Genomic DNA, 16533 nt, shown 5'->3' on the forward strand with positions numbered 1-16533 from the left:
CGCAGGGTCCGACGCGGAACATCACGTGTCGGCGCCTGCGTATTTGGCTTCGAGAGCGCGGAACGTGCGCACGGCTGCGACGGCTCGATCGCGATCGTTCGACTGGATGGCCATGACCGGGATGAACTCGTCGTCGGGAATGTCGACGCGTGCCCACATGGCGCCGTCGGGGAACGACAGACCCCGAACGAGATCCCATTCGATGAGTCGCTCGGACAGGATGTTGCGGACCGCTACCCCTTCGGCGCCGACCCGCACACGCGGGCGCGTCAGCAGCAACGCGATGCCGGCGAGCAGGAAGCCGATGCCGGCGAGCGCCAGCTGGTCGGCGGTACGGAAGTACACACCGGTCGGCGACACTCGCAGCAGAACGGCGACGGTCACGTGCGCGGTGACCAGTACGACCGCCGCGATGACGGCGTATCGGGCGGACTTTCGAGACCTGACTTCGAGTTCCCAGCGACCGGGCTCGGTCATCGCGCAGCCCCGTCGACATGAGCCTGCCGTAGTCGCTGCAGCGTCAACGCGGTGTCGATGGCCGCGGCCACCGCTTGGGCGCCCTTGTCCTCGCTCGACCCGGGAAGCCCGGCACGATCGAGCGCTTGCTGCTCGTCGTTGGTCGTCAGCACACCGTTGGTGACAGGGGTGCCCTCGTCGAGCGACACCCGCGTCAGACCGGCCGTGACGGCGTCGCAGACGTACTCGAAGTGCGGCGTGCCGCCTCGGATGACGACGCCCAACGCGACCACTGCGTCGTGCGTGCGCGCCAACTGCTGCGCGACGACGGGAAGCTCGATGGCACCCGCGACACGTACGACGGTCACGTCGGTGACACCTGCCTCGTCGGCCTTGCGCGTGGCACCGTCGAGCAGCGCCTCGGACACCGTCTTGTGCCACTGGCCCGCCACGATCGCCAACTTCAGATCGGCAGCACCGGACAACTGGAGTACGGGCTCGCCCTCGCCGCTCATGGATTCGTTCCCAACTCGATATCCGGGGTCGAGCCTGCCTTGTGACCCAACTCGTACTCGGGAGTGGAGCCTGCGGAATGACCCGCCTCGTACTCGTCGAGGCCGACGAGGTCGTGGCCCATGCGGTCGCGTTTGGTCCGGAGGTACGTCAGGTTCTCGGCGTTCGCGCGCAGCGGCATCGGCACCCGCTCGGTGACGTGCAGACCGTAGCCGTCGAGTCCGACGCGCTTGGCCGGGTTGTTGGTCAGCAGACGCATCGACGAGATGCCGAGGTCGACCAGGATCTGCGCACCGATGCCGTAGTCGCGCGAATCGGCGGGCAATCCGAGTTGGAGGTTCGCGTCGACGGTGTCCGATCCCGCGTCCTGCAGCTGGTAGGCCTGCAGTTTGTGCAGCAGACCGATGCCGCGGCCTTCGTGGCCACGCATGTACAGCACGACGCCGCGGCCTTCCTGCGCGATCATCTCGAGTGCGGCATCGAGCTGGGGACCGCAGTCGCAGCGCAGCGACCCGAAGACGTCGCCGGTGAGGCATTCGGAGTGGACGCGCACGAGCACGTCGCTGCCGTCGCCGTCGGGGCCTGCGATGTCGCCGCGCACGAGGGCGACGTGCTCGACGTCGTCGTACACGCTCTGGTAGCCGACGGCGCGAAAAACGCCGTGCGACGTCGGGATCCGTGCATCGGCGACGCGTACGACGTGCTTCTCGTGCTTGCGACGCCATGCGATGAGATCCGCGATGGAAATGAGTGCAAGATCGTGGTCGTCGGCGAACACGCGGAGCTCGTCGGTGCGAGCCATCTCGCCCTCGTCCTTCTGACTGACGATCTCGCAGATCACGCCGGCGGGACGAAGATCCGCCATGCGTGCCAGGTCGACGGCGGCCTCGGTGTGGCCGGGGCGTCGCAGCACGCCGCCGTCCTTGGCGCGCAGTGGCACGACGTGGCCCGGACGAGTGAAGTCGCCCGCGCCGCTGTTCGGGTCGGCCAACAGACGCATGGTCGCGGCACGATCGGATGCGGAGATACCGGTTCCGATGCCTTCACGCGCGTCGACGGTGACCGTGTACGCGGTGCCGTGCTTGTCCTGGTTGGTCGCGTACATCGGAGGCAGACCGAGCCGGTCGCAGTCGTCGCCGGACAGCGGAACACAGAGGTATCCGGACGTGTATCGGACCATGAACGCCACGAGCTCGGGGGTGGCCTTCTCGGCGGCGAAGATCAGATCGCCTTCGTTCTCGCGATCCTCGTCGTCGACCACCACCACGGCTTTGCCTGCGGCGATGTCGGCGACAGCACGCTCGATACTGTCGAACCTAGTCACGTCGTACGCTCCAAAGTGTCTCGTTCCGCACCGACTTCAGACGTCGGCGCAGATACCCCTTCAACAGTACTTTCCGGTTCGGTCAGTCTGCGGCGAGGGTCTGCAGGCGTTCGACGTACTTCGCGATGACGTCGACTTCGAGGTTCACCGGCGTGCCGACCGGCGACCGGCCGAGGGTGGTGAGCTCGAGTGTCGTCGGGATCAGCGAGATCTCGAACCAGTGACCGTCCGCATCCTCGCCCAGGCCGGACACCGTCAACGAGACACCGTCGACGGTGATCGATCCCTTCTCGACGACGTATCGGGCGACCGAGGTCGGCAGCGCGATGCGCACCACCGTCCAGTTCTCGGAGGGCGAGCGGCTGACGACCGTTCCGGTGCCGTCCACATGCCCCTGAACGAGGTGTCCGCCGAGCCTGCCGCCGAGCGACGCAGCGCGTTCGAGATTCACGCGACTGCCCACCTCGAGCCGCTGCAGGCTCGACCGGTTCAGTGTCTCCTGCATGACGTCGGCGGTGAAGGAGATCCCGTCGAGGACGTCCACCACGGTCAGGCACACACCGTTGACCGCGATCGAATCTCCGTGACCTGCGTCCGACGTCACGACAGGTCCCTTGACGGTGAACCGCGCCGCGTCGGCCAGGTCTTCCTTGCCGACGATCTCGCCGAGCTCTTCGACTATCCCGGTGAACACTGTCTACGTCACTCCTGTTTCTTTCGGTACGGCGACGACGACCAGGTCGGTCCCCAGCGTCTGCACACTCTCGATCGAGAACCGCAGGGCGTCGGCAATTGTTCCGACCCCCGCATTCTCCACCGCGGCTCTGCCCGACCCCAGCACGACGGGCGCGATGTAGGCCACGATTCGGTCGACCACGCCCGCTGCGAGAAACGCGCCCGCCAGAGTCGGACCACCTTCGACCAGGACATCGGTGTGGTCGGCCAGAGCGGCGAGGACGTCGAGCGGGTCGTGACTGCGGACGAACACCGTCGGCGCGTCGTCTCCGCGTATTCGAGCATCTGCCGGTATCTCGCGTCGCCCGACGACGACGCGCAGCGGCTGCCGGGCGGCGTTCGACCCGTCGGTCAGCCGTGCGGTCAGCAGCGGGTCGTCGGCCAGCACTGTTCCGGTCCCGACGACGACGGCGTCGAGCTTCGCGCGCTCGGCGTGGACGTGAGCGCGCGCGTCGGGACCGGTGATCCACTGACTCGTTCCGTCTGCGGCGGCACTACGTCCGTCGAGGCCTGCCGCGTACTTCAACGTCACGAACGGCCTGCCCGCTCGTTGCTTGTGCAGCCAGGCGCGCAACGGACCGTGCGAGACGGCGTCGGCCTCCAGACCGGATTCCACGACGACACCCGCGGCGCGCAGCCTGTCCGCGCCGCCCATCGCCACGGGATTGGGGTCGCCGACGGCGTGGATCACGTGGGCGATACCTGCTTCGATCAGCGCGACTGCACACGGCCCGGTCCGACCGGTGTGGTTGCACGGCTCGAGCGTGACGACGGCCGTACCGCCCCGAGCCCGGTCACCGGCCTCGCGCAACGCCATGATCTCGGCATGAGGACCACCGGGTGGCTGCGTGGACCCGATACCGACGACCGCGCCCGCGGCATCCAGGATCACTGCGCCGACAGGCGGATTGGGGCTCGTGCGTCCCCGTGCCGATTCCGACGCGTCGATCGCCGTGCGCATCGCGGCCGCGTAGTCGGACGCGGCGGGATCCGACATCAGAGGGACAGATGTGCCGACGCGCGCCCTGCCTGCTCGCGGAGTCCACGGACCGCAGCGGCGGGATCGGCAGCGCCGTACACGGCCGAGCCGGCGACGAAGCAGTCGACGCCTGCCTCGGCCGCCTGCTCGATGGTGTCGACGTTGATTCCACCGTCGATCTCGACGACGAGCGTCAGCTCACCGGAGTCGACGAGTTTCCGCACGGTTCGAGCCTTGCCGAGCACGTCGGGAATGAACGACTGCCCGCCGAAGCCGGGTTCGACGCTCATCACCAGCAGCGTGTCGAATTCCTTCAAGATTTCCAGGTAGGGCTCGATCGGGGTGTTCGGCTTGACCGACAGGCCCGCCTTCCCGCCTGCCGCCCGAATGTCCTTCGCCACTGCGATCGGATCGTCGGTTGCCTCGGCGTGGAACGTCACGTTGTACGCACCTGCCTCGGCGTACGACGGCGCCCACCGGCCGGGGTCGTCGATCATCAGATGGCAGTCCAGCGGGATGTCCGTCGCCTTCAACAGGCTCTTCACCACAGGCAGGCCCAACGTCAGGTTCGGAACGAAGTGCGCGTCCATGACGTCGACATGCAACCAGTCCGAACCGGCGACAGCGTCGGCCTCCTCCCCCAGACGAGCGAAATCGGCGGACAATATCGACGGAGCGATCATCGGAGCAGCCACATGCGCAGCCTAGTGCGGCCCTGTATCAGCCGTCACAGGCGGCTGCCGTCAACCCCAGTTCTCCGCCTTCGTCAGACAGAACGGATGGCCCGCCGGATCGAGCAGCACCCGCCATGTCTCGCCGGGCTGATCATCGGGAAGCACCGCCCCGAGGTCGACGGCCCGGAGCGCGGCGTCGTCGAGGTCGTCCACGGCGAGATCGAAATGGAACTGCTTGCTGCCGTGGGGATTCGGCCACGCGGGAGGGACGTAGTCCTCGACGCGACCGAAGCCGAGCGCGGTGTCCCCTCCCGTCACCATCGCGTACTCCTGTTCCGCGTGTGCGACCGTCCAGCCCAGCAGCGCGGACCAGAACTCGGCGCTCTCGGCAGGATTCGCGCAGTCCAGCGTCACCATCTTCAGTGCGGCCACCGGCTTCTCACTCATGACTGTCCCCTCGTTCGATTTCTCGTGTCGCCCCAGACTTCTAGACTTCGCCCGTGGTCGATAGGAAAAATGCGACAGCAGCCGTCGCGGCCGGGACGTCGACGACCGCGGGCATCCTGAGCCCGGAACGGTTGGCGCAACACGTGAACCTCACGCGGTTGGCGTGTGGGGACTCGGCGAGCGCGTGGGTCGAGAACTACTGGTTGCTGCGCTGGGATCTGCCGGACGGCGTGTCGTACCGGAGCTCGACGCTTCCCCACCCGGCGTGCACGTTGAGCGTCGAACGTGGACGAGTGCGCACCGGCGTCGCCGACGTCGGACCAGTGGTGGCGACCGGTGTCCTGACGCGGCGATTCGACGTCACCATCGCCGAATCCGGCTGGGTGTTCGGCGTCAAGTTCAGGCCCGGTGGTTTCGCGAGCATGACCGGAACGTCCGCCCGCACGTTGCGCGATGTTCTGGTCGCCGCGCCGTCGATGTTCGCCCCGGACGCGGTCGCCGCACTCGGAGCGCTCGGCCCCGACGACGATCCGGACCGATGCGCGGCCGTCGCGGACGAGGCATTGTCGATCCAGGACGCACACGTCGAACCCGCGTACAGCGCGGTGTTGTCCATCGTCGCAACGATGTTGAACGACCGGACATTGTTGCGCGTGTCCGACGTCGAGCGTGCTTGCGACATCGGTACGCGACATCTGCAGCGACTGTTCGAACGGTACGTGGGCACGACCCCCAAATGGGTGCTGAACCGCTACCGCATCCATGACGCCATCACCGATCTCGACGACGGATTCTCCGGCTCCATCGCCGATCTGGCGGCGCGCTACGCCTGGTTCGACCAGGCGCACTTCACCCGGGAGTTCACCGAACTCGTGGGCGTGCCACCGAGCGACTATCGATCACGACGGCTTGCGTAGCGCCGCCAGGAACATGGCATCCGTTCCGTGTCGGTGCGGCCACAACTGCACCGAGGTGCCGTCGCCGACACCCGGCACATCGGGCACCAGTGCGCGGGTGTCGAGCTCCTCCACACCGTGCCTGCGGACCGCGTCGGCGACGACGGCCGAGGTCTCCGACAGGTGCGGTGAGCAGGTCGAATAGAGCACGACCCCGCCGGGACGCACCAGTTCGATCGCGGAGGCCAACAGCTGCTTCTGCAACGTCACCAGCTCGGCGACGTCCTTCGGCGAGCGTCGCCACCGTGCCTCGGGGCGACGACGCAACGCTCCGAGACCGGTGCAGGGCGCGTCGACGAGGACGCGGTCGTACCCCGGATCCAGGCCCGGATCGCGTCCGTCGACGGCGTGCACGGTGACGGGCAGCGCCTTGGTCGTCTTGCGCACCAGTTCGGCCCGGTGCGCCGCAGGCTCGACGGCGTCGACCTGCGCCGCGTCGATCTCGGCCAGTGCACCGAGCAGCGCCGCCTTGCCGCCCGGCCCCGCACACAGGTCGAGCCAACGACCCCCGTCGGGACCGTCGAGCGGTGCCAGCGTCAGCGCCCGCGCGACGAGCTGGCTGCCCTCGTCCTGCACCCCGGCGAGACCGTCGCGGACCGCGTCGAGCTTGCCGGGGTCGCCGCCGTCGAGGTAGACCGCGTAGGGCGAGTACTTTCCCTCTTCTCCCCCGGTGATCAACGCCAGTTCCTCGGCCGAGATCTCTCCGGGACGCGCGACGAGGTGGACCGCCGGACGGGCATCGTCGGCTTCGAGGACCGCCGCCAGCTCGCCCGCGTCGGCACCGAGTGCGTCGGCGAATGCCTGCGCGATCCATCTCGGGTGGGCATGTTCGAACGCGAGGTGCCCCACCGGATCCTTCTCCGCGTCCGGAGCGAGCTCGGCGACCCACTCCTCGGCGCTCTTCTCCGACACCCGCCGCAGTACGGCATTGACGAATCCCGCTTTGCCGCTGCCGAATTCGGCGCGCGTCAGGTCGACGGACGTGGCGACGGCGGCGTGCGGCGCGACACGCGTGCGCAACAGTTGGTAGGCGCCGAGACGAAGAATGTCGAGCAGACCGCCGTCGATCTCGGAAATCGTTCTGCCCGAACCTGATTCGACGACCGCGTCGAGCAACCCACGGGCGCGACACGCGCCGTAGGCAAGTTCGGTCGCGAGCGCCGCGTCGCGGCTGTCCAGCTTGCGATCCCGAAGCAGTCCTGGCAGAACGAGATTGGCGTACGCATCGCGTTCACGAACTGCCTTCAGAACATCGCGCGCAGCCAGCCGTGCCGGATCGATCGGCGGTGCCGACGACGGTCCGCGCCCGCGCTGGGGTCGCTGGCCACCGCCACCACGAGATCCGGGACTGCGCTGCGGCCGACCGCCGCGAGCCGATCCGCCGCCGGAACGACGCCGACCGGCGTTGTCGGAGTTGCCGTCTCGGTTCGAGTTACTGCTGCGGTCGCTCACTGCGCCACCGTCCCGTCGATCGATCGTGCGCCGCGCGCCCAATCTGCTGCCTTCATGAGTTTCTTGCCCTGCGGTTGCACGTCACCGAGAACGATCGAGCCGTCACCGGTTCCGATGTGGACACCGTCCTTGCGCGCCAGAACCTCTCCGGGTTCGAGCGTCTCGTCGGACGGACGGACCGGTCCGATCTTCACACGCAGATCTCCGATCGTCGTCCAGGCGCCCGGCGCGGGAGTGACGGCACGAATATGCCGGTCGACCGCCGTCGACGACGCCGACCAGTCGATGCGGGCCGCGTCGACGGTCACCTTCGCGGCGTGGGACACACCGTCCGTGGGTTGCGGGATTGCCGATGCCTCACCGGATTCGATGGCGTCGAGCGTCGCCTCCAGAAGCTCCGCACCGCTCACCGACAGCCGGTGCAACAGATCTCCCGACGTGTCGGTCGGGCGAATCGTCTCGGTGACGACGCCGAGAACAGGACCGGTGTCCATGCCGTCGTCCAGCAGGAAGGTCGATGCGCCGGTGATGTCGTCTCCTGCGGCGATCGACGCCTGCACGGGCGCTGCTCCGCGCCACGCAGGGAGAAGAGAGAAATGGAGATTGATCCAGCCGAAGCGAGGGATGTCGAGAACGGGCCGCGGAAGTAGAGCGCCGTACGCGACGACGGGGCACACGTCGGGAGCGAGATCGGTCAGTTCCGACACGAATTCGGGTTCGGACGGACGCCTCGGGGTCAGAACCGGGATCCCGTGCTGGTCGGCCAGTAGTCCGACGGGGGAGCGATTGACCTTGCGGCCGCGTCCGGCGTGGGCATCGGGCCGCGTCACGACGGCCACCACATCGTGTTTCGTCGACGCGATCAGCCGTTCCAGCGACGGAACCGCCGCATCAGGCGTCCCTGCAAACACAACACGCACCAGTTGGCTCCCGAAGAATAGGTAGTTCGATTCCGTACGACGAACTACCTATTCTAGGGAACCGCTGTCGCAGCTCATCGATCACTCCGCCGTAGGCGACGACGCGGCGTCGCCGTTGTCGGCATCGTCCTCGGCGAGAATGCGGTAGAGACGTCGCCGTGCGTCGGTGAGAACCTCACCGGCCGCCTTCACCTGGTCGGGCGTCCCGACTGCTGCAACCTGGCCTGCTGCGCCCATCAGTTGGCCGATGAGACCGCGCAGATCGAGAGCGTCACCGCCGACGCTGCGGCGCACGTCGTCCCACGGGGCGCCCAGCTCAGCTCGGTGCTCGTCGACGAAGGTGGTTCCCTGCTCGGTGAGTCGTGCAGTCTTGCGGCCGTCGACTTTCTCGATCAGAACGAGGCCCTCGTCTTCCAACTGGGACAGGGCGGGATAGATCGATCCCGGACTCGGCTTCCACGCACCCTCGCTTCGCGCGACGATCTGCTGGATCAGCTCGTAGCCGTGCATGGGAGATTCCGCCAGCAACAACAGAATTGCCGATCGGACGTCTCCTCGCCGACCACGTCCGCCGCGTCCTCGACCTCGTCCGAAGTCGCCGCCCGGCCCGAAACCGCCGAATCCGCCCGGTCCGAAGCCACCTGGCCCGAAGCCGCGATTCCGGTCGCCGCGTCCGCGGTGTTCGTCTCCGCGGAGTCCGTCGCCGCCGTGTCCGCGACGCCCATGGCCACCACGGTGACCCGGCCCGCCACGATGACCTGAATCCGGTCGCGAATCCTCGGGACCGGACGCATCCTGCGGCATCCACATCGTGAACGCTCGCCGCTTCTGGGGACGTTCCGCCATGCCCATCCAGGGCATGCGGTGCATGTCGAAGTAGTTTTCCATGTCCTTGCTCCTTGTCGTATCGTTTGGACATATTGACGATATATCGACAATGCATCGATGGCAACCCCCTGACGGTCGAGCTCACCCGCGTCAGGACAGCCGCGGAACCAACCCGAATATCGTTGCAGGAGAACCCGATCCGGCGCGATTGATCGGGCCGCCGACCAGGATGTAAGCACCGGTGGTGGGCAACGATCCGAGGTTGGTCAGGTTTTCGAGGCTGATGCGGTGCTGGTCGTACAGCTTTTCCGACACCGGATACGTGTCGTCGTTACCGAGATCGGGACCGAACGTATCGGTGCCGAGTGCGCCGCGAACGGCGAGCCTGCCCGTGTCGATCAACCACTGGGCGGCGTCGGCGGAAAATCCGGGCTGATGGGTCACACCGTCGGCGTCCGCGCCCACGTATGCATCGGTGCCCCATCGCGATTCCCAGCCGGTCCAGAGCACGACCGCAGCTCCGGACGGGATTCGCCCGTGTGCAGTTTCCCACTCCTGCAGATCGGCGACGGTGACCGCATAGTCGGCGTCGGCCGCGGCCTTGTCGCGAATGTCGATCTTGACGGCAGGCAGGAACAGATCCTCGGGTACGAGTCGGTCCGCCGTCAGGCCTCCGTCCTGGAAGTGCGCAGGCGCACCCCAGTGCGTTCCCGTGTGCTCACCCTGGCGCACGTTCTGCAGGTAGTACCCGTCCTCGGCGACCGTCGCGGCTGTCTCCAGCACGAACTCCGGGTCGCCGGAGAAGATCGGTGTGGACGCCGGATCGTTGACGTGCGACAACGAGACGATGCGCACCAGTTCGCCCAGCGGCACCGCCGGCGTCGGTAGATCGGCCGATCCGGTCCCGGGTGCCGCATGTGCGAAACTCCGACCCGCGAACCGCGCCCCCGCGATGCCGGCCAGTCCCGTCGCCACCCGCCGAACCCACTGCCTGCGGTGCATTCGAAGCGCCCTCCTCGCGGCCGAGTTTCGTGTGGTGCCACGTCGTCGCCGAGGACTCTATGCGGACCGGCAGCCGAGCGGTGACTCAACCGATACGAATGGGATCGATCTGCACGCGGACCGCCTCGGTGTTCTTCCGCGCGCTCCGAACCGCCTGAGCGTCGGCGAGCGCGTGCGCCAGCGCTCCCCCGGCGGCACGCGGGACCCGCAACAACAGCCGTTGCACGTCTCCTGGCATCCTGTCCTCGCCGCCGCCCGCAGGCAGCCGTTGCCCCTCGGGAAGGTCCACCGGCCCGAGAACCTCTGTCCCCTCGGGCAATTCGGCCGTCTCGACGAGAGCCATGATCGCGGCGGTCGTGCCATCGACGGCCGCGACATGGACAGCAGGCGGGAAGCGCACCTCGGCGCGCTCGTCGAGTTGACTTCGCGCGTGCCCTACTGGATCCCACCGGACCAGAGCCTGAACCGTCGGAATCTCGGATTCCGCGACGACCACGACGCGGCCGCCCTCGGCTCCCGGACGTACGAGGGCAGCTGCCGTCATCCAGCGTCGCAGCGCTTCCTCGGCCGCACGCAGGTCGGCTCGGCCGAGCAGCGCCCATCCGTCGAGAAGCAGCGCAGCACCGTACCCGCCCGGAGCCCACGGCTCGGCGCCGACCGTCGAGATGACAAGCGACGCACCGGGTTCGACGGTGTCCAGAACTGCCGGGCCCCCCGATGTTCGCACCGTGACGCCGGGGAATGCGCGTCCCAGTTCCTCGGCGGTGCGGTGCGCTCCGACGACGACTGCGCGGAGCGCGCGCGAGCCGCACACGGTGCAGCGATGATTGGTGTCGGCGATGCCACACCACGTGCACGTGGGGCTCGCGGCCCCGTCGGCTCCTGGCGCCGACGGTAGTGCCAACGGGCCGTTGCATCGGCGGCATCGCGCTGGGGTCCGGCATTTTCCGCACGCGAGAGACGGGATGTAGCCGCCGCGCGGTACCTGCACCAGCACCGGTAGGTCGTTCTTCACCGCTGTTCGCGCAGCGTCGAAGGCAATCGCCGGCAGCCTCGCAGCGCGGGCTCCCGGATCGCGGGCCAGCGCATGATCGCTGTCGGCCAACGCGACGACGTGAGGCTGCCGGGCGCGGACCACGTCTCGTGGCGCCACGAGATCGTGGGCCCATCCCGAGTCGACGAGCGCTTCGGCCTCTGCGGTGCGTGCGTGTCCGGCGAGGACCACGCCGCATCCGGTCTCGAACGCTCGCAGCAACGCGACTTCACGGGCGTGCGGATACGGCGAACGCGGCTCGGCGTATCCGTCGTCACCGTCGTCCCACAGCACGACGAGACCGAGATTCGCGGCGGGTGCGAAAACGGCACTGCGGGTACCGACCACGATCGACACGTCTCGACGCAGCACGCCGAGCCATCTCCGGTATCGCTTGGCCGGACCGAGCCCGGCGGAGAGCGCAGCCACGACGTCCGGGCCCGCTGCCGCTTCACACGCGGCCGCGACCCGATCCAGGTCGCGTTGATCGGGCACCACGATGACGGCGCTGCGGCCCACGGCGACACACGTTGCCGCGAGCTCGGCGAGCCGACGCGCCCACTCCTCGCCCGGAAGGGCCTGCCAGACGGCCCGTGGATTGCGGCCGGCGCGGAGTGCATCGAGAAACGCGGACCCGTGGGTATAGCTGCTCCACGCTCGTTCGTCGACCACGGGTTCTGGAACGTCCGGTTTTTCGGGCGGATCCTCGGACTCGACCTTGGCGTGACGCGGCGGAACCGCCAGCCGGAGAACGTCGGCACGCGTTCCCGCGTAGCGATGCGCGACGGCCGACACCAGCCGGCTGACCTCCGGCGTCAGAACCTGCTCGTCGGACACGACGCGGTCGAGCCACCCCAGCTTGCCGGTGTGCTCGGTGGTCGCCACGCGTTCGACGACGAAACCGTCGACGAGTCGACCCGCGAAGCGGATGCGGACACGAACGCCGACCTTCGCGTCGTCGGCGAATTCGGCGGGGACGAGATAGTCGAACTCGCGATCGAGGTGCGGTAACGGCAAGAGCGGCAGAACCCGAGCTATGGGGAGCTCGGGTGCTGCCGCTCGCGCTGTGCTGCTCAGAGACCCGCTGCCGCGCGCAGCTTCTCCGCGCGGTCGGTCGACTCCCACGGCAACGCGATGTCGGTACGACCGAAATGACCGTAGGCGGCGGTCGGCGCGTAGATCGGGCGGAGGAGGTCGAGATCGCGAATGATCGCGCCCGGACGCAGGTCGAAGACTTCGTTGATCGCCGACTGGATGCGCGCCGGGTCGGTCTTCTCGGTACCGAAGGTCTCGACGAACAGACCGACGGGGGCTGCCTTGCCGATTGCGTAGGCGACCTGGACCTCGATGCGGTCGGCCAGACCTGCGGCGACGGCGTTCTTGGCGACCCAGCGCATCGCGTACGCGGCGCTCCGGTCGACCTTCGACGGATCCTTGCCCGAGAACGCGCCACCACCGTGGCGCGCCATTCCGCCGTAGGTGTCGACGATGATCTTGCGGCCGGTCAGACCTGCGTCGCCCATCGGTCCACCGAGCACGAACTTGCCGGTGGGGTTGACGAGCAGACGAATGTTGGACGTGTCCAGCGTGGGCACGTTCAGTTCTTCGAGTACCGAGCCGAGAACCTTCTCGCGGATGTCGGGCGTCAGCAGGTTGTCGAGGTCGATGTCGGCGGCGTGCTGCGTCGACACCACGACCGTGTCGAGGCGCACCGCGTCGTCCCCGTCGTACTCGATGGTGACCTGGGTCTTGCCGTCCGGACGCAGGTACGGAAGCACACCCGACTTACGAACCTCGGTGAGACGACGCGACAGCCGGTGTGCGAGCGCGATGGGCAGCGGCATCAACTCGGGGGTGTCGGTGTTGGCGTAGCCGAACATCAGACCCTGATCGCCTGCGCCCTGCCGGTCGATCTCGTCGTCGGACAGGCCCTCGACGCGTGCCTCGTGGGAGTGATCGACGCCCTGCGCGATCTCCGGAGACTGCGCACCGATGGCGATGTTGACGCCACAGGAGTTGCCGTCGAAGCCCTTGGCGGACGAGTCGTAGCCGATCTCGAGCACCTTGTCGCGCACGATCTTCGGGATATCGGCGTAGGCGGTGGTGTTGACCTCGCCCGCGACGTGAACCTGGCCGGTCGTGACGAGCGTCTCCACCGCCACACGCGCACGCGGATCCTCCGCGAGGAGCGCGTCGAGAATCGAATCGCTGATGGCGTCGCAGATCTTGTCTGGGTGACCCTCGGTCACGGACTCACTGGTGAAGAGCCGACTGCCGGACTTGCTCACGGATTTCCTCTCGACGTGTTTCCCGGCCGATCGGAGCCACAGCTCCGGTCGGCACTTCCATTGTCTACGGTCACGCTGTTACTGCGGGTAAGCACACATGGGCGTTCTGGCACACCGACACTAGTCGCGTCGATGCCGCCCGTGCACCCTTGAAATCACCCGAGATTCGAATGTGAAACATCGGACAGTACGGAGACCGCCGCGTCGACGACGCGACTGGCGAGCAGCGCCTTCGACCCGGCACCGAGAGCGGCTTCCGATCCGTCCGATCCGAGGAGCCATCCGTCGTTGTGATCCACCTCGAACGCCTTGCCGTCGCCGACCGCGTTGACGACGAGCAAATCACAACCTTTGCGTTCCAGCTTCGCGCGTGCGTAGCTCAGGACGTCGCCGTGCTCGTCACCGGTTTCGGCGGCGAAACCGACGATGACCGTGGTCTTGTCGATCTCGCCGTTCCGACGCGCGTCGACGAGACCGGCGAGGATGTCGTCGTTGCGAACGAGCGGGATCGAGTCGGGCTCGTCGGCGCCCTTCTTGATCTTGCTCGTCGCGATACTGGACGGACGGAAGTCCGCGACGGCCGCAGCCATGACGACGACGTCGGCATCGGGCGAGTACTGCGTCACTGCGTCCCGCATCTCGTGCGCGGTCTTGACGTGAACGACGTCGACGGCGGCAGGATCCGGCAGGTTCGCGGTGAAGCCGGCGATCAACGTCACACGCGCACCGCGCTGCGCCGCGACGCGGGCGATGGCGTAGCCCTGTTTGCCGGAGCTGCGATTGCCCAGGAACCGAACCGGATCGAGCGGTTCGCGGGTGCCGCCTGCTGTCACGACGACGCGGCGACCGGTGAGATCGTGCGGCAGCGAATCGGTGCGCTCTGCCAGCAGCATCGCGAGCGCGTGGATCTCGTCGGGCTCGGGAAGCCGTCCCGCGCCGGTGTCGCGGCCGGTCAGCCGCCCCGAAGCGGGTTCGATGACCGTGACGCCCCGACCGCGCAAAGTCGCGACGTTGGCGACCGTCGCCGGGTGTTCCCACATCTCGGTGTGCATCGCAGGCGCGACGACGACGGGACATCTCGCCGTCAACAACGTGGCGGTCAGAAGATCGTCGGCCCGGCCGCCTGCCATCCGAGCGATCAGATCGGCGGTCGCAGGCGCGACGACGACCAGGTCCGCCTCTTGCCCGAGGCGCACGTGAGGCACCTCGGGAACGTCGGCGAACACTCCGGTGTGGACCGGGTTGCCCGACAACGCCTCGAATGTTGCGCGGCCGACGAACTCGAGCGCGGATTCGGTCGGGATGACGCGGACGTGGTCACCGTTCTCGGTGAACCTTCGAATGAGGGAACAGCTCTTGTAGGCGGCGATACCTCCGCCTACACCGACGACTACGCGCAACTTGGCTGATTCCTTGTTCGGTTCTTATTCGCCTTCGGAGTGCTCGAGGAGATCGGAGTGGATCTCGCGAAGCGCGATGGACAGCGGCTTCTCCTGCAGGCCCGGCTCGACGAGCGGGCCGACGTACTCGAGGATGCCGTCGCCGAGCTGGTTGTAGTAGTCGTTGATCTGACGCGCGCGCTTGGCTGCGTAGATGACCAGCGCGTACTTCGACGACGTGCGCGCGAGGAGCTCGTCGATCGGAGGGTTGGTGATCCCGAGCGGCGTGTCGTAAGCCGGGAGTGCGCTACGCGCGTCGAAGTCGGAACCGGCCACTGAAGTGCTGCTCACTATGGAATCTCCCTGAATAGCGTCGATGCTGCATACGTACTGAACTGCGAAAAGGTTGTTCGTGCTCGTGAACCTCGGAGGCCGAGAACCTCAGGAAGGGCCGACCGACGAGCTACCGACCAACAAGGATACCAACTCTTCGCACGAATGGTCGACATCGGTATTGACGATGACCGTGTCGAACTCGTCCTGCGCGGCCAGTTCGACCTTGGCGGTCTCGAGTCGGCGTGCGGTGGCCGCCGATTCCTCGGTCGCCCGCGACGTGAGTCGGTGAACGAGGTCGTCCCACGTCGGCGGTGCCATGAACACCAGCTGCGCCTCGGGCTTCGACACCCGTACCGCTCGCGCGCCGGCGAGGTCGAGCTCCAGAAGCACCGGTTTCCCCTGCTCGAGCGCCTCTTCGACCGGCGCGGCCGGGGTGCCGGACCGATGCAGGCCACCGTGGACGCTGGCCCATTCGAGCAGCTCCCCTGCCTCGATCATGCGATCGAACTCCGCGGCGGTGACGAAGTGGTAGTCCTCACCGTCGATCTCACCCGGACGTGGGTCGCGCGTGGTGACGGACACGCTGAACCACAGTTCGGGCAGTACGCGTCGAACGACGCGGACGACACTGGACTTACCGACGCCGGAGGGACCGGCCAAAACGATGAGCCGGCCCCTCCGGGGCGATGACGCGTCACGATCGGACACGTGCGCTACCTCCGCTTGTACGTGCACTCAGGCGTCGAAATCGAACTTGGTCAGCAGTGCCTTGCGCTGGCGATCGCCGAGGCCACGGAGACGACGCGTCGGCGCGATCTCCAGCTCGGTCATCAGCTCCTGCGCCTTGACCTTGCCCACCTTCGGCAATGCCTCGAGAAGTGCCGATACCTTCATCTTGCCGAGGATCTCGTCGGTCTCGGCGTCTTTGAGCACCTGCTTCAGATCGGTGCCGCCTCGCTTGAGGCGCTCTTTGAGCTCGGCCCTGACTTTACGGGCGGCAGCCGCCTTCTCCAGAGCAGCGGCACGCTGCTCTGCGGTCAACTGGGGAAGCGCCACGTTTCCTCCGTCTCATCGTGGGGTGGACAGTGCACGGAATGGCGGGTCGCGCACGTCGCTGCTGCGCAACTCGTGGTCACCAGCAACATCAGCGACGTTACCGACGCGCGACCCGCATGGCGAACTTGCCCCCGGAGCTGACGGGGTCGCAACCA

18 protein-coding genes are annotated in these 16533 nt (G+C 67.4%); 1 reads left to right on the forward strand and 17 read right to left on the reverse strand.

The features are described 5' to 3' along the window. Positions 1-21: 21 nt before the first annotated feature. The 7 genes from RhoFasB10_RS13280 to RhoFasB10_RS13310 form a co-directional block, all read right to left on the reverse strand. Entirely contained in the window at positions 22-477 is a 456-nt protein-coding gene (locus RhoFasB10_RS13280; protein ID WP_114329556.1) for a PH domain-containing protein, read from the reverse strand. After that, the gene (gene ribH, locus RhoFasB10_RS13285) at positions 474-971 is read right to left on the reverse strand and encodes a 6,7-dimethyl-8-ribityllumazine synthase (RefSeq protein WP_167676730.1); all 498 of its coding nucleotides are present in this window, start codon (positions 969-971) and stop codon (positions 474-476) included. Before ribH ends, RhoFasB10_RS13280 begins: the two co-directional genes overlap by 4 nt. Further along, positions 968-2293: a bifunctional 3,4-dihydroxy-2-butanone-4-phosphate synthase/GTP cyclohydrolase II gene (locus RhoFasB10_RS13290; RefSeq protein ID WP_167676732.1), complete on the reverse strand. Its 1326-nt coding sequence runs from the start codon at positions 2291-2293 to the stop codon at positions 968-970. The genes ribH and RhoFasB10_RS13290 overlap by 4 nt, the downstream gene beginning before the upstream one ends. An 82-nt stretch (positions 2294-2375) precedes the next feature. Continuing rightward, positions 2376-2987: a riboflavin synthase gene (locus RhoFasB10_RS13295; protein WP_167676734.1), complete on the reverse strand. Its 612-nt coding sequence runs from the start codon at positions 2985-2987 to the stop codon at positions 2376-2378. A gap of 3 nt (positions 2988-2990) precedes the next feature. After that, a complete protein-coding gene (gene ribD / locus RhoFasB10_RS13300) occupies positions 2991-4025 on the reverse strand; it encodes a bifunctional diaminohydroxyphosphoribosylaminopyrimidine deaminase/5-amino-6-(5-phosphoribosylamino)uracil reductase RibD (RefSeq protein ID WP_167676736.1) in 1035 nt (344 codons plus the stop codon). After that, positions 4025-4702 carry a ribulose-phosphate 3-epimerase gene (gene rpe / locus RhoFasB10_RS13305; protein ID WP_167676738.1) on the reverse strand — a complete coding sequence of 226 codons (678 nt, stop codon included), beginning with the start codon at positions 4700-4702 and terminating at the stop codon, positions 4025-4027. The genes ribD and rpe overlap by 1 nt, the downstream gene beginning before the upstream one ends. A 48-nt stretch (positions 4703-4750) precedes the next feature. Continuing rightward, positions 4751-5128, reverse strand: coding sequence for a VOC family protein (locus RhoFasB10_RS13310; RefSeq protein WP_167676740.1), 378 nt, complete (start codon positions 5126-5128; stop codon positions 4751-4753). Positions 5129-5181: 53 nt separating this feature from the next. On the opposite strand from RhoFasB10_RS13310, the gene RhoFasB10_RS13315 reads away from it, so the two are divergent. After that, positions 5182-6045 (forward strand): helix-turn-helix transcriptional regulator, encoded by an 864-nt coding sequence (locus tag RhoFasB10_RS13315; protein ID WP_346764392.1) that lies wholly within the window; start codon positions 5182-5184, stop codon positions 6043-6045. Here RhoFasB10_RS13315 and RhoFasB10_RS13320 read toward each other — a convergent pair. The 10 genes from RhoFasB10_RS13320 to mihF all read right to left on the reverse strand — a co-directional run bounded on the left by RhoFasB10_RS13320 (position 6028) and on the right by mihF (position 16378). Beyond that, positions 6028-7536, reverse strand: coding sequence for a transcription antitermination factor NusB (locus RhoFasB10_RS13320; protein WP_167676742.1), 1509 nt, complete (start codon positions 7534-7536; stop codon positions 6028-6030). The genes RhoFasB10_RS13315 and RhoFasB10_RS13320 overlap by 18 nt on opposite strands. Next, complete coding sequence (fmt, locus tag RhoFasB10_RS13325; protein WP_167676744.1) at positions 7533-8456, reverse strand: methionyl-tRNA formyltransferase; 924 nt, start codon at positions 8454-8456, stop codon at positions 7533-7535. Before fmt ends, RhoFasB10_RS13320 begins: the two co-directional genes overlap by 4 nt. A gap of 81 nt (positions 8457-8537) precedes the next feature. Beyond that, positions 8538-9344: a PadR family transcriptional regulator gene (locus RhoFasB10_RS13330; RefSeq protein WP_240931078.1), complete on the reverse strand. Its 807-nt coding sequence runs from the start codon at positions 9342-9344 to the stop codon at positions 8538-8540. Between the two features lie 90 nt (positions 9345-9434). Continuing rightward, a complete protein-coding gene (locus RhoFasB10_RS13335) occupies positions 9435-10286 on the reverse strand; it encodes a cyclase family protein (RefSeq protein ID WP_167676746.1) in 852 nt (283 codons plus the stop codon). Positions 10287-10371: 85 nt separating this feature from the next. Continuing rightward, positions 10372-12396 carry a primosomal protein N' gene (locus RhoFasB10_RS13340; protein ID WP_068425937.1) on the reverse strand — a complete coding sequence of 675 codons (2025 nt, stop codon included), beginning with the start codon at positions 12394-12396 and terminating at the stop codon, positions 10372-10374. Continuing rightward, entirely contained in the window at positions 12393-13607 is a 1215-nt protein-coding gene (gene metK / locus RhoFasB10_RS13345) for a methionine adenosyltransferase (RefSeq protein ID WP_068424300.1), read from the reverse strand. The genes RhoFasB10_RS13340 and metK overlap by 4 nt, the downstream gene beginning before the upstream one ends. 155 nt (positions 13608-13762) lie before the next feature. Continuing rightward, positions 13763-15007 (reverse strand): bifunctional phosphopantothenoylcysteine decarboxylase/phosphopantothenate--cysteine ligase CoaBC, encoded by a 1245-nt coding sequence (coaBC, locus tag RhoFasB10_RS13350; RefSeq protein ID WP_167676748.1) that lies wholly within the window; start codon positions 15005-15007, stop codon positions 13763-13765. A gap of 24 nt (positions 15008-15031) precedes the next feature. After that, positions 15032-15337, reverse strand: a complete 306-nt coding sequence (rpoZ, locus tag RhoFasB10_RS13355) for a DNA-directed RNA polymerase subunit omega (RefSeq protein ID WP_068424304.1) — start codon at positions 15335-15337, stop codon at positions 15032-15034. A gap of 90 nt (positions 15338-15427) precedes the next feature. After that, a complete protein-coding gene (gmk, locus tag RhoFasB10_RS13360; RefSeq protein ID WP_068425940.1) occupies positions 15428-16030 on the reverse strand; it encodes a guanylate kinase in 603 nt (200 codons plus the stop codon). Positions 16031-16057: 27 nt separating this feature from the next. Next, entirely contained in the window at positions 16058-16378 is a 321-nt protein-coding gene (gene mihF, locus RhoFasB10_RS13365; protein ID WP_068424306.1) for an integration host factor, actinobacterial type, read from the reverse strand. Positions 16379-16533: the final 155 nt, after the last annotated feature.

The sequence above is a fragment of the Rhodococcus sp. B10 genome, from assembly GCF_011770055.1.
Taxonomy (GTDB): domain Bacteria; phylum Actinomycetota; class Actinomycetes; order Mycobacteriales; family Mycobacteriaceae; genus Rhodococcoides; species Rhodococcoides kyotonensis_B.

Coding starts and splice junctions, on each gene's coding strand:
- RhoFasB10_RS13280 (WP_114329556.1), bottom strand. CDS start 477: ATGACCGAGCCCGGTCGCTGGGAACTCGAAGTCAGGTCTCGAAAGTCC.
- ribH (WP_167676730.1), bottom strand. CDS start 971: ATGAGCGGCGAGGGCGAGCCCGTACTCCAGTTGTCCGGTGCTGCCGAT.
- ribD (WP_167676736.1), bottom strand. CDS start 4,025: ATGTCGGATCCCGCCGCGTCCGACTACGCGGCCGCGATGCGCACGGCG.
- RhoFasB10_RS13310 (WP_167676740.1), bottom strand. CDS start 5,128: ATGAGTGAGAAGCCGGTGGCCGCACTGAAGATGGTGACGCTGGACTGC.
- RhoFasB10_RS13330 (WP_240931078.1), bottom strand. CDS start 9,344: ATGGAAAACTACTTCGACATGCACCGCATGCCCTGGATGGGCATGGCG.
- RhoFasB10_RS13335 (WP_167676746.1), bottom strand. CDS start 10,286: ATGCACCGCAGGCAGTGGGTTCGGCGGGTGGCGACGGGACTGGCCGGC.